General features: G+C 71.6%; 11 protein-coding genes and 1 pseudogene. 10 read left to right on the forward strand and 2 right to left on the reverse strand.

The window, feature by feature from the left end:
* Positions 1-253 precede the first annotated feature (253 nt).
* The 10 genes from ndhC (at position 254) to Q0789_RS15245 (ending at position 11,131) form a co-directional block, all read left to right on the forward strand.
* Positions 254-619: an NADH-quinone oxidoreductase subunit A gene (gene ndhC, locus Q0789_RS15200; protein ID WP_298806701.1), complete on the forward strand. Its 366-nt coding sequence runs from the start codon at positions 254-256 to the stop codon at positions 617-619.
* Positions 616-1,926 (forward strand): hypothetical protein, encoded by a 1,311-nt coding sequence (locus tag Q0789_RS15205; RefSeq protein ID WP_298806703.1) that lies wholly within the window; start codon positions 616-618, stop codon positions 1,924-1,926. The genes ndhC and Q0789_RS15205 overlap by 4 nt, the downstream gene beginning before the upstream one ends.
* Positions 1,919-2,854 carry an NADH-quinone oxidoreductase subunit H gene (locus Q0789_RS15210; RefSeq protein WP_298806705.1) on the forward strand — a complete coding sequence of 312 codons (936 nt, stop codon included), beginning with the start codon at positions 1,919-1,921 and terminating at the stop codon, positions 2,852-2,854. Before Q0789_RS15205 ends, Q0789_RS15210 begins: the two co-directional genes overlap by 8 nt.
* 59 nt (positions 2,855-2,913) lie before the next feature.
* Positions 2,914-3,471 (forward strand): NADH-quinone oxidoreductase subunit J, encoded by a 558-nt coding sequence (locus tag Q0789_RS15215; RefSeq protein WP_366917755.1) that lies wholly within the window; start codon positions 2,914-2,916, stop codon positions 3,469-3,471.
* Entirely contained in the window at positions 3,468-3,770 is a 303-nt protein-coding gene (locus Q0789_RS15220) for an NADH-quinone oxidoreductase subunit K (protein WP_298806709.1), read from the forward strand. The genes Q0789_RS15215 and Q0789_RS15220 overlap by 4 nt, the downstream gene beginning before the upstream one ends.
* Complete coding sequence (locus tag Q0789_RS15225; protein WP_298806711.1) at positions 3,767-5,770, forward strand: proton-conducting transporter membrane subunit; 2,004 nt, start codon at positions 3,767-3,769, stop codon at positions 5,768-5,770. Before Q0789_RS15220 ends, Q0789_RS15225 begins: the two co-directional genes overlap by 4 nt.
* 2 nt (positions 5,771-5,772) lie before the next feature.
* On the forward strand, positions 5,773-7,257 hold the full coding sequence (locus Q0789_RS15230; RefSeq protein ID WP_298806713.1) for a NuoM family protein: 1,485 nt from the start codon (positions 5,773-5,775) through the stop codon (positions 7,255-7,257).
* 12 nt (positions 7,258-7,269) lie between these two features.
* Positions 7,270-8,664, forward strand: a complete 1,395-nt coding sequence (locus Q0789_RS15235) for a proton-conducting transporter membrane subunit (RefSeq protein ID WP_298806722.1) — start codon at positions 7,270-7,272, stop codon at positions 8,662-8,664.
* Positions 8,665-8,780: 116 nt separating this feature from the next.
* Entirely contained in the window at positions 8,781-10,271 is a 1,491-nt protein-coding gene (locus tag Q0789_RS15240) for an AAA family ATPase (RefSeq protein WP_366917756.1), read from the forward strand.
* Positions 10,272-10,381: 110 nt separating this feature from the next.
* Positions 10,382-11,131: an HNH endonuclease signature motif containing protein gene (locus tag Q0789_RS15245; RefSeq protein ID WP_298806718.1), complete on the forward strand. Its 750-nt coding sequence runs from the start codon at positions 10,382-10,384 to the stop codon at positions 11,129-11,131.
* Positions 11,132-11,156: 25 nt separating this feature from the next.
* Here Q0789_RS15245 and Q0789_RS16765 read toward each other — a convergent pair.
* A pseudogene (locus Q0789_RS16765) lies at positions 11,157-11,369 on the reverse strand (PLP-dependent transferase); the annotation flags it as partial.
* Positions 11,359-11,574, reverse strand: coding sequence for a PLP-dependent transferase (locus tag Q0789_RS16770; RefSeq protein ID WP_366917753.1), 216 nt, complete (start codon positions 11,572-11,574; stop codon positions 11,359-11,361). The pseudogene Q0789_RS16765 and the gene Q0789_RS16770, both read right to left, overlap by 11 nt.
* Positions 11,575-12,138 lie beyond the last annotated feature (564 nt).

The following is a 12,138-nucleotide window of genomic DNA, read 5'->3' on the forward strand; positions in this document are numbered from 1 at the left end:
CGGGGTGAGCGGGTGACGACCGGGCGTGCGGTCGCTCTGGCGCTGCCTGTCACCGCCGTGGCCGCGGTGTTCCCGGGTCTCGTCCCCCTCGCGACGGGCCGCTCGGCCGCCGAGCTCCGCCGCCGGGGAGGACGAACCTCCCGTCGCTGTGCGTCGTCGCAGGTCAGCGGCTCGGCCTTCGGTGAGCGGGGTGCTTCGTCCTCCCCGTCGGCGGGTGACCGCCCCGCCGTCGGCCTCGAGGGAGCAGTGCGGCGTGGCTGACGCGGCGACGTCGGGGTGGGCGGGGCTGCTCGCCGTCCTCGTGCTCGGCGCCGTCGGCGTCGCGGGCGCCTTCGCCGTCCACCGGCTCACCGCCGTCGCGCCGCGCGGGCTGACGGCATGGCCGTGGCTGTCGGGCTGGCACCCGCCGGAGCACGCGCTCTCGCGCTACCACGCGCGCTGGTACCCGGTGACGGTCGTCTTCCTGGCCTTCGACGTCGAGATGCTCTTCATGTACCCGTGGGTGCTCGTCGTCGCGGACGTCGGGGTCTCGGCCGTCGTGGAGATGTTCGTCTTCCTCGGCGTGCTCCTGCTCGGGGTGCTGTGGGCGCGGCGCGAGGGGGCCTTCTCGTGGCAGTGAGCCTGCGCCCTCTCCAGCGGGTCCTGGCCCGGTGGGCGGTGAGGGGGACGACGGTGCTGCTCGTCGAGGCGCCCGGGGGCTGGGCGGCGCGGGTCGCCGTCGAGCGGGCGATGGCGGAGCGCGGGTGGCGCGCCGCGTCGTCGCCCGCGGACGCCGACGCGCTCGTCGTCTGCGGGACGCCGGGCGACGGCTGGGGCGAGGTGCTCGAGCGGACGTGGGCGCAGCTGCCCGGTCCGCGGGCGCGGGCGTCGGTGGCCGCGCCGTCCGAGGTGCCGGGTGCGCTGGAGGGGCTGGCGGCGTCGCTGCTCGACGACGACGTTCAGCGCGTTGACGCGGCTGCCCGTGATCTGGTGCCCGCTGACGTCGAGCCGGGCGACGACATGCACCCCGCGGGCCTGGAGCTCGCCGGCGGCGAGGACGACCTCCGCGACGGCCTCGAGATGGACGTCCTCCGCGTGCCCCTCGGGCCCGTGCTGCCGGACTGGCCCGCCGGGCTCGTGCTGCGGACGGTGCTGTCGGGCGACGTCGTCGTCCGCGCGCGGGTGGAGGTGCTGCCGGGCGCCCCTCAGCGCCAGGACCCGGCGGACGACGTTGCCCGGCGTCTCGACGCGGCCGCGCAGGTGCTGAGGCTCGCCGGCGCCGACGATCTCGCCGCGCGCGCCGTCCGCCTCCGCGACGCCGTCCCGGCTCCCCGCACTTCGTCGACAGATCGCCCTGAAGACGCCCCTTCTCCCCGCACTTCGTCGACACATCGCCCTCAGCGGGGCGCTCTTTCCGGCACTTCGTCGACAGATCGCCGTGAGGGAGGGGCAGGCGCGGCACAGAGACGACGAAGTGCGGGGGACGTGAGGGAGCTGCGGGGGCGGGTGGAGCGCTCGCGGGTGCTGGCGTGGGCGCTGCGGGAGGCGGACGTCGTGACGTCGAGTCCGACGTCCGGCGCCGAGTCCGACGCTGCACCGGCCTCAGCGCCGGATGACCTGCGCGACGTCGGACTCGACGCCCGGCGTCGGACTCGCGACGACGTCCGGACGCTCCTGCTCGGCCTCCTCGACCTCGACGCCCGCGACGACGACCCGGGACGCCGCATCCGCGCGGCGCTCGACGCGCTGCCCGAGCGGCTCGTCGGCGTCGACGTCGTGAGCGCCCGGCTGCTCGTCGCGGCGCTCGACCTGCGGACCGACACGCTCGACGCCGACGACCTCGCCGCCCTCGCCCCGCGCGAGGACGACAGCGACGACGACAGCAGTGACGACGACAGCGACGACGGCAGCGACCAGCACATGCACCACGGGCACGCCCATGGGTGAAGTCGTGCAGGTGGCTGCGCCGTGGGTGCTCCTCGCCGCGCTGCTGCTCGGGATGGCGGCGCTTGGCGTCGCCGCGCTCGACGGCGCGCTCGCCGCCCGGGCCGCCTGCCGTCCGGCGTCCGTCGGGGCGCAGCACCCCCTCGTCGAGACGGCCCGGCTCCTGCGCCAGCGCCGCCGGACGACGGTCGCCGCCGACACGCTGCTGCGGCACGTCGCGGTGGGCGGGTTCGCCGTCGCGCCGCTGCTCATGGTCGCCGTCGTGCCGCTGGGGGAGTGGGTGCTCGCGGACGCGAGCGTCGGCGTCGTCTGGTTCAACGCCGTGGACGTGCTCGTGTGGGTGCTCGTCTGGCTCGCCGGGTGGGGGCCCAACGCGGCGTGGTCGCTGACCGGCGGGTACCGCTTCCTCGCGCAAGCGATGGCGTACGAGCTGCCGCTCATGTTCGCCCTCACCGCGCCGGCCGTCGCCGCGGGGAGCCTGCGGGTCGGCGACGTGGCCGGCGGCCAACAAGGACTGCCCTACGTCGTCTGGATGCCCGTCGCCTTCCTCGTCTACTGCGTCGGCGTCCTGGCCTTCTCGGTGCGCGGGCCGCTGTCCCCGGCCGGCGGCCCGGTGATCAGCAGCGGCGTGCTCGCCGAGCTGTCCGGCGTCGACCGCCTGCTCGTGCTCGCCGGGCGCGCGGGCCTGCTCGTCGCGGGGGCGGCCTTCGCCGTCCCGCTCTTCCTCGGCGGCGGGTCCGGGCCGCTGCTGCCCGGGTGGCTGTGGGTGCTCGTGAAGACGGCGCTGCTCACCGCGGCGCTCGTCGTCGTCCGGCGCCGGCTGCCCGACGTGCGCCCCGAGCGCTTCCTCGCCCTCGGCTGGACGGTGCTGCTGCCCGCGGCGCTGCTGCAGCTGCTCGTCGTCAGCGTCGTGGTGGTGGTGCGGTCGTGAGCCTGGCCTTCAACGAGTTGAGCAGCGTCGTGCTCGAGACGCCCCTGCCCGACCTCAGCGTGCTGCGGGGCGTCGCGGTGACGGCGCTCGGCGTCGTCGCCGTCGTCACCGGCGCCCTGGTGTTCAGAGTCGACTCGATGGCCCGCGCGACGTACCTGCTCGCCGCGTCCTTCGTCGCCGTCGGGGCCGCCGTGGTGGCGCTGCACCTGGACTACGTCGGGGTGGTCGTCGTCCTCATGATGCTCATGGAGATGGCGGTTATGGGCGTCTTCATGGTCATGCTCATGGGGATGAACCCGGCGCTCATGCCGATGTCCATGGTCCACAGCGGCCGGCGGGCCCTGGCCGCGGCGGGGACGTCCTTCGTCGTCCTGACCGTCGGGATCCTGCTCGTCGACTGGCCGACCCGCCCCGACGCGCCCCCCAGTGACCCCGGCGCTACGACGTACTCCCTCGGCGACGCCCTCATGGGCGACCACATGCTCGTCATGATGGTCGTGAGCCCGGTGATGCTCGCGACGATCGTCGCCGGCGTCGTCCTCGCCCAGGCGCACGGCCGGTACGAGCGGCTCGGCGACGACCTGCGCGGCACGTCGAGGCAGGGCGGTCGCCGATGACCCTCGAGGTGGTCCTCGTCCTGGCCGCGGCCCTGTTCTCCGTGGGGCTGTACGGCGCGCTGTCCCAGCAGGTCGTCGTCATGGTGATGATGGGCCTGGAGCTCATGCTCAACGGCGTCGTCCTCGCCGCGGCGGGCTTCTGGTGGTTCACCGCGCCGGATCCGAGCCTGCAGGTGCTTCTCGTCGTTGTGCTCGCGGCGATGACGGTCGAGATGGCCATGGGCTTCGCCGTCGCGCTGCTGCTGCACCGCACGTCGGGGGCGGACATGACCGACATGGCCGCGGAGCTGAAGCAGTGACGCCGCCGCTGGCCCTCCTGCTGCTCGTCCTCGGGCCCGCGGTCGTCGGCGTCGTGCTCGCGCTCGCCGGGACGACGGCCGGCCCCCGCGGCCGCGCCGTCGCCGACCGCGCGGCCTTCCCCGTGGCCGTCGCCACCGCTGCGGCCGCGCTCGGGCTGGCGGCGCTCGTGGCCGCCGGGCGCCCGTCCGCGCAGGCGCCCTTCCTCGCCGGCGCGCCGCTGGGCCTGGGCGTCGACGGGCTGTCGGCCGTCGTCGTCCCCGCCGTCGCGGCGGTCGTGCTGCTCGTCCTCGTCTTCGCCTGGGCCGACGTCCGCGAGGGCCGCGCGCGCTTCGCCGGGCTGATGCTCCTCTTCACCGCGGCCGTGTCCCTGACGGCGACGGCGACGACGCTGCCCGCCCTCCTGCTCGCGTGGGAGGTCATGGGCGCGGCGTCGTACGCGCTCGTCGGTTTCTGGTGGCGCGAGGACCGGCGCGTCTCCGCGGGCACGACGGCGTTCGTCACCACCCGCGCGGGCGACCTCGGGCTCTACGTCGCGCTCGCGGGCGCCGTCGGCGGCGGCCTCCTCGGCGGTGGCTCATCGACCGGCATGGGCCTGGCGCTCGCCGACCTCGCCGCTCTCCCGCCCGGCTGGCGCGACGTCGTCGCTGCGGGCGTCCTCGTCGCCGCGCTCGGCAAGGCCGCGCAGCTGCCGTTCTCGTGGTGGCTCTCGCGCGCGATGGAGGGCCCGAGCCCGGTGAGCGCGCTGCTGCACTCCGCGGCGATGGTCGCGATGGGCGGGTACCTGCTGCTGCGCGTCGAGCCGCTGCTCGCCGCGACCGGGTGGGCGGCGACGGCGGCCGCCTGGGTCGGCGCGCTCACGGCGGTGGCGCTCGGCGTCGTCGCGCTCGCGCAGCGCGACCTCAAGCAGCTGCTCGCCGCGTCGACGTCCGCCCAGCTCGGCTTCGTCGTCCTCGCCGCCGGGGTCGGCGCGGTGACGGGCGGGACGGCGCAGCTCGTCGCCCACGCGGCGGTCAAGGCGCTGCTCTTCCTCGTCGCCGGCGCGTGGCTCACGGCGCTCGGCACCAAGCAGCTCGCCGGGCTGCGCGGCGCCGCGGGCATCTGGCCGGTGGTCGGCGGCGCCGCCGCGATGGGCGCGCTCGCGCTGGCGGGTGTGCCGCCGTTCGCGCTCTGGACGACGAAGGACGCCGTCCTCCACGTCGCCCTCGAGACGTCGCCGGCGCTCTACGCCGTCGGGCTGCTCGGGGCGGCGCTGTCGGCGGCGTACGCGGGCAAGGTCCTCGTCGTCGTGTTCCGCCGGGCGAAGGGCGGCGAGGAGGTCGAGGACGTCGTCGAGCACTGGGACGGCGAGGAGCAGGGCACCCGCGAGGTGCCGCGGCTCGCGCAGGCGCCGCTCGTCGTCCTCGCGGTCGCGGCGCTGGGCCTGGCGGTCCTCGGCCTGCCGCCGGAGGTGCGGCTCCTGGCGGGCGTGCTCGGGCAGGACCCGGCCGCGGCGGGCGCCGGGGCGGTCGAGCTCGTCGTCTCGGGGGTGGTCGCGGTCGCGGCGCTCGCGGCCGTCGTCGTCCTCGTCCGCGCCGAGCGGCTGCCCGAACCGGCGTGGGCGCGCGCGTGGCTGGGACTGGGGGCGGCGACGGACGCCGTCGTCCGGTGGGTGCTCGCGCTCGCCGAGCGGGCCGCCCGCGCGGACGACGCCCTCGGCCGCGGCGCCGTCGGCCTGGCCCGCGGCGTCGTCGGGACCGCCGGCGCGGCGGGCTCCGCCGACGACCGCCTCGACGCCGGCGTCCGCGGCCTCGCCGGGCGGGCCGACGGGCTCGCCGGCGTCGCCACCCGCGCCGACGACGGCGTCGACCGCACCGTCCACGGCGTCGCCGCCGGCACCAAGCGCCTCGGCGGCCTCGCGCGCCGCGCGCAGACGGGGCAGCTGCACGACTACTACGCCCAGCTCGTCGTGGTGCTCGGCGCCGCGGCGGTCGGTCTCGTCCTCTACGTCTCCCTGAGGTGAGCGTGCTCAGCCTGGTGATCTTCCTGCCCCTCGTGGCCGCGGTGGTCCTCGCCGTCGCGCGCGGGCTGCCCGACGCCGTCGCCCGCTGGGCGTGGGTCGGCGTCGCGCTCGTCGAGGTGCTGCTCGTCGGCGTCCTGTGGGCGCGGTACGAGACGCCCGCTGCCGGGACTCTCGCCTTCGACGAGCAGGTGGAGTGGATCCCCGGCCTGGGGGCGAGCTACCACTTGGGGCTCGACGGGCTCTCGCTGCCGCTCATGGCGCTGACGGCGGTGGTGTTCGCGGCGTGCGCCGTCTACGCGCTGCGGGAGAGCACGCGCCCGCGCAGTCAGGCGGCGCTGTTCTGCTTCCTGCAGACGACGTGCCTCGGCCTGTTCGCCGCCGCCGACCTCATCGTCTTCTTCCTCTTCTTCGACCTGTCGATCGTCGGCATGTACTTCGCCATCGCCGGCTGGGGGCACGGGAACGCCCAGAAGTCGGCGCTGCAGTTCTTCCTCTACACGTTCCTCGGGTCGCTGGGGCTGCTGCTGGGCTTCATCGGCCTGTACGTCGCGTCGGGGACCTTCGACATGGTCGCGCTCGCGGCCGACCCGCCGCTCGTGGGCACCGGCGTCACCGGAGGGCTCGTGCTCGCGGCGGTGCTCGTGGGCCTGGCGGTGAAGACGCCGACCGTCCCCTTCCACACCTGGCTGCCGCCCGCGCACACCGATGCGCCCGCCGTCGGGTCGGCGGTGCTCGCCGGGGTGCTGCTGAAGATGGGCACGTACGGGTTCGTGCGGATCGCGATGCCGATGCTCCCCGACGCGTGGCGGTCCTTCGCGTGGGTGGTCATCGCCGTCGGCGTCGTGTCGGTGGTGTGGGGCGCGCTCGTCGCGCTGGCGCAGACCGACCTCAAGCGGATGGTCGCCTACACGTCGGTGAACCACATGGGCTACGTCGTCGTCGCGGTCGGTGCCGCGGGCGTCGTCGGGGGCAGCGCCGAGGAGGCGCGGGCGCTCGCGGTGACGGGCGCGGTGACGCAGATGGTCAGCCACGGCCTCATCACCGGCGCGCTGTTCCTCCTCGCGGGGGTGCTGCACCGCCGCACCGGTACCTACGAGATGAGCCGCTTCGGCGGGCTCGCCGGGCGGGCGCCGCGGTACGCGGCGCTGTTCGCCGTCGCAGCGTTCGCCTCGCTGGGGCTGCCGGGCTTCTCGGGGTTCGTCGCGGAGGTGCAGGTGTTCGCCGGGTCCATCGCCGCGGTGCCGTGGACGGCGGTCGCACTCGTCGGGATCCTGCTGACGGCGGCGCTCTTCCTGCGGGCGCTGCAGCGGCTGCTGACGGGGGAGCGGGGGCCGGCCTCGGCGGCCTTCGCCGACGTGCGCGGGTCCGAGCTCGTCGCCGTCGCGCCGCTGCTCGTGCTCGCGACGCTCATCGGGGTGCTGCCGCGGCCGCTGCTCGAGGTCGTCGAGCCGGCGAGCCGGGCGGTCGTCGCCCTCGTGGCGCGCTGACCGGCCGTGGACATGGCCGGGTCGATGAGCATGGGGTCGGACGTCGTCGCCGTCCTCCCCGAGGTGCTGCTGCTCGTCGGGGCGCTGGTGGCGCTCGTCGGCGGGTCCTTCACCCCCCGCGAGCAGCAGTGGCGGGTGCGGCTGGTGACCGTCGCGGCGCTGGTGGCGTCGGCGGTCGCGGCGGGGTTCGGGCTGGCGTCGCCGGCGGGGCCGGTGTTCTCGGGGACGTACGACGTCGACACAGCGACGGGCGTGGTGCGCCTGGTCGTGGCGTCGTCGACGCTGCTGGTGATCGGGCTGGGCGTGGAGGAGGTGGCGGGGCACCGGCAGGAGAGCGAGACGTACGCCCTGCTGCTGCTGTCGTCGACGGGCGCGGTGGTGCTCGGCGGGGCGGCGGACCTGCTGGTGCTGGTGGTCGCGTTCCTGCTGGGGAGCATCCCGCTGTACGCGCTGGTGGGGCAGGCGCGGACGGGCGCGGCCGCCGAGGGCGCGATGAAGACGTACCTGCTGGGGGCACTGCTCGGCATCGTGCTGATGGCGGGGGTGACGGTGCTGCTCGGCGTCGGCGGAGGCGAGGCGGGGTACGCGGGCCTGACGGCAGCGCTGGCGGGGGCGCCGGCCGGTGCGGTGGCCGCGGGCGCGGTGGCGGTGCTGGTCGGGCTGATGTTCAAGGCCGGGGGTGTGCCGGGGCACTTCTGGGTGCCGGACGCCGCGCAGGGCGCGTCGGTGACGGCGGCGGCGTTCCTCACGACGGTGCCGAAGGTCGGGGCCCTGGTCGCGGTCTTCCGGCTGGTGGAAGCGATGCCGGCGGCGGTGGACGTCCAGCTCGTCGTCGCGGTGTTGGCGGTGGCGAGCATGACGCTGGGGAACCTGGCGGCATTGGGGCAGACGGCGGTGCGGCGGCTGCTGGGGTGGTCGACGGTCAGCCAGGTGGGGTACCTGCTGCTGCCGGTGGCCGTGGTGGGGCGCACGGACCTCGCTGAGCCAGCGTTGCTGTTCTACCTGGCGGCGTACGCGGTGACGAACCTGACGGCGTTCGCGGTGGTCGCGGCGCTTCCGGGGCGGGAGTCGCTGGAGGACTACCGCGGGCTGGGGCGTGCGCACCCGTGCCTGGCGGGGGCGCTGCTGGTCAGTCTGCTCGGGCTGCTGGGGACGCCGCCGACGTCGGTGTTCTTGGGCAAGCTGCTCGTCGCGACGGCGGCCTGGGACGGCGGGGCGGGGTGGCTGGCGGTGGTGCTGGTGGTCAACACTGTGGCTAGCCTCGGCTATTACCTGCGTTGGTGCGCTCCCGCGCTTACATTCGCAACGCCGGTAGACCGGTCGCCCACAGTGAGGCGGTGGGCTTTCCAGGCAGCGACACTCGGAGGTGTCTCGAGTATCCTGATCTTAATTGTCGTGTCGCGGTGACGAAACCAGTCGACTATCGGCAGTCCAATATGATCGGCCGCAGACACCAAGGGTGGAACGCGATGAGATTTCTAGTTATCCCAGTTGGCGAGGGCGTTCCAGCTGGCGCTACTGACGTGTGCCTGTTGCTCACCGACGACTGGAATGACTGGTTCCGCTTCCAGACACAATATTATCTGGTGTACGTCGACATCAAGGGGCGGCAGCATCGCATCGGGCAGGTAAAAATTGGGGAGCGATCGATGCGCTCGGGCCAGCGCAGGCCCAACTTGCCCAATCAATTTACTGCTTTGTCGCAAGAATTCTTTTCTCTGGGGCAGGACGAAGATTATTACGAGGAACTGAATAGTCTGGATGGCGAGGGTCTTAGCCGAAGCCAAGTGCTCCTAGACCTGCGAGATTTGGCTTACATTCCTCAACTGATTGAGGAAGTTGAGAATGAACCAGTACTGGCTGAATCACTTCTGAGGTCAGTACAGCGACGCACGGTCGAAGGTCAACTTAGGCGGCTGGCAAAGGGCGGCATACGTCTATCGAATTATTCCTTTCGTTACGAGTTGCCGCCTGCGGCCGAGGCGGAGGGCGCCAAGTTGATATTCTCTGTTAAGGCGGAGTCGCTGCCCCCAACTAACGTACACGTCATTATTGGTCGAAATGGTGCTGGTAAGACCACTCTGCTGAACGCAATGACGCGATCATTGTTGGGGGTGGGTGACCCCTGGGCGCAGGGCGCCTTCTCATTCGATGAGCCCGAGAGTCGACACGCATTTTCGCATCTCGTGTCCGTGACCTTCAGTGCCTTCGATCCCTTCTTGCCGATCGCTCCCTCGACGGAATCATCGTTGGGATACACTTACATCGGGCTGAAAGAGTCAGGGCCTCCGAGGGCTTCGCTGGAGACGACGGCAGACACTAAATCGCCCGACGCCCTCGCTGAGGACTTCAAGGATAGTTTGGATACGTGCCGAGGGAATGCTGCGCGGCTTGAGCGATGGCGGAGGGCACTGGAAACCCTGTCGGGGGATCCGACCATCGACGAAGCGCAGGTCTCGGCTCTAGTCGACGAGACCGGTGGCGCCGAGTCCCTCGATGAAGCCATCGACATCTTCAAGCGGTTAAGTTCAGGGCATAAGGCCACTCTACTGGCTATAACGAGGTTGGTTGAGTGCGTCGACGAACGCACGTTAATTCTCATGGATGAGCCGGAAGCGCATCTGCATCCTCCCCTGTTGTCGGCATTTGTTCGAGCAATCTCCGAATTGTTGTACGACCGCAATGGCGTGGCAATTATGGCTACACATTCGCCTGTAGTGCTACAGGAGGTGCCCAAAGCTTGCGTCTCCGTCCTTAAGCGCTTCGGTCATTACACGACGGTCGAACGCCCCGAGATCGAGACCTTTGGAGAGAACGTGGGCACCTTGACGCGCGAAGTCTTTGGATTGGAGGTATCGCAATCCGGATTCCTCAATATGCTCAGCGCCGTGATTTTGCAGTCGTCGCCTTCCTACGAGGAGGTGCTCAGGCGTTTCGGCGGTTCGCTGGGTGCGGAGGCGCGTGGCCAGGTACAGGCGCTCATCGCCAGCCGCAACGCACTAAGAGATAATTGATGTGGCCTCTTCCTAAGCCGAGTTTGTCCTCGAGGGACAGCTTCCTCGCCTGTGTTGACGGGGTGAGAGATGACGACTTAAGGGGACGCTACCTCGCTAGCGTCAGTGACGTGGAAGAGGCCGCCAAACTCTTCGATCAACACGCTGAGCAGGCGCACCTTCACCGACTGGAGCCGAGCGCCTTTTCTGTGGCAGGTGTTCTTGCCCGAGAGATGGTCGAGTTGTATGAGGCGGGCATGGTCCGTCGACGAAGCGGCCGGAAAATCTACGAGCGCTTAATGGCTTCGGTGCCTCAGAGTCGCTGCCCCATGTGTGGACAGAGAGTTGTCTCTACCCTGGATCACGTGCTTCCCAAGTCCCGCTTCCCGGCATTGACCGTGACGCCGTTGAACTTAGTTCCCGTATGCAAGGACTGCAATTTTGGCAAGTTGGCGGATATTGCCGAAGGCGAGGACTCCGAAGTGCTGCACCCGTACTTCGGTACCATCGACGAGGTGAGTTGGCTCAAAGCGTCCGTTGTGCGGGCCGATCCGCTAGCGCTTTCGTACTTCGTCAAGCCTGACGCCGATTGGGACGCCGCTCTCACCGCGCGCGTGGAGCGGCATTTTCGCCATTTGGGCTTAGGTAGATTGTATGGTGTGCACGCGGCTAGCGAACTGCAGAACATTCGCCTATCGCTGGTCAATCAGTACGGCGACGGTGGCGCAGACGGCGCCTCGCGGGTGCGGGAAAATCTGCAGCGGGAAGCCGAGAGTCGCCTCGCCGTCCGGCGAAACAGTTGGGAGGGCGCCCTTTATGAGGCGTTATCAAGTGACGCATGGTTCTGCTCGGGCGGATTTGTGGGCATTCTCGAGGCGTAGGTGCGCCGGTGCCGTGCATCTGCACCGGCAGGGTCCGCGGGCTGTGGGGTATCAGGGAGGCCTCCAGGGCCGCCGACACCGAGCCCTGCAGCTGGAAGCCGGCGTAGAAGAGGTCGCGGACGAATGCGGCGGAGCCGATGACGGCGCTGCCGAGGACGTCGCTGTGCCCGCCGACGTACTTGGTGAGGGAGTGCACGACGACGTCGATGCCGCGCTCGAGCGGCTTCTCAAACGTCATTGAGCAGCAGGACGTGGTCGCCGGCGCGCAGCAGCGTCGACCACACCGCGCTGATGGCGCCCGTACCCGAGAAGCAGCACTGGGCAGCCTCGCCGCGCTCGAGCCCGGCCAGCGCGCGGGCGAGCACGGCGACCGTGGGGTTGGCGCCGCGGCTGTAGACGAAGTCCTCGTGCTCGGACGCCTGGTGCTCAACGAAGACCGCCATCGACGGCTGCGCGAACAGGCTCGTCTGGTAGATCGGCGGAGCGACAGCGTCGCGGTGGGGGCCGGGCTCCCACCATCGCCGGAGGCTGATGTGGGTCTCCGGACGAGGAGGCGCGGGCACTGAAGGCCAGCGTGCACCGCGTCGCGAGCGCGGACTTTGTGGGGCGGCGGCACGCCGTCGCCGCCCGGGCGATGGCGGACTTCGCGGCGCGACACGCCGTCGTCTGGCCTTCGAAGTCCGCCCTGACCGCCCCCAGCGCGCGATGCCGGTCTCTGCTCAGGTCGTGCGGCCGAGCGGCGCCAGCACGACCGACGCCGCGAGGACCGCACCCGCGCCAGCCACCCACCGACGTCCGCGCGGCAGGAGGGCGCACGCGGCGACGGTGGGTACCAGCACCCCAGCGAGGGCACCGGTCGCGTAGCCGAGGACGTGCCACCTCTTCGGCCCGGAGTCCCGCGGGACGCCGAAGCCCTGGACCTCGAATACCGGCTCTTCATACCTGCGGTGGGGGCGGTGACGACACGCCGGTCGTGGGCTGAAGGTGGGTGAGGGTCGAGGTCCTCA

Source organism: uncultured Pseudokineococcus sp. (assembly GCF_947499845.1).
Lineage (GTDB): Bacteria > Actinomycetota > Actinomycetes > Actinomycetales > Quadrisphaeraceae > Pseudokineococcus.

Excerpts from the sequence above, each read along its gene's own strand:
- Q0789_RS15210 (WP_298806705.1), top strand. The coding sequence starts at position 1,919 with ATGGGTGAAGTCGTGCAGGTGGCTGCGCCGTGGGTGCTCCTCGCCGCG.
- Q0789_RS15220 (WP_298806709.1), top strand. The coding sequence starts at position 3,468 with ATGACCCTCGAGGTGGTCCTCGTCCTGGCCGCGGCCCTGTTCTCCGTG.
- Q0789_RS15235 (WP_298806722.1), top strand. The coding sequence starts at position 7,270 with ATGGCCGGGTCGATGAGCATGGGGTCGGACGTCGTCGCCGTCCTCCCC.
- Q0789_RS16770 (WP_366917753.1), bottom strand. The coding sequence starts at position 11,574 with ATGGCGGTCTTCGTTGAGCACCAGGCGTCCGAGCACGAGGACTTCGTC.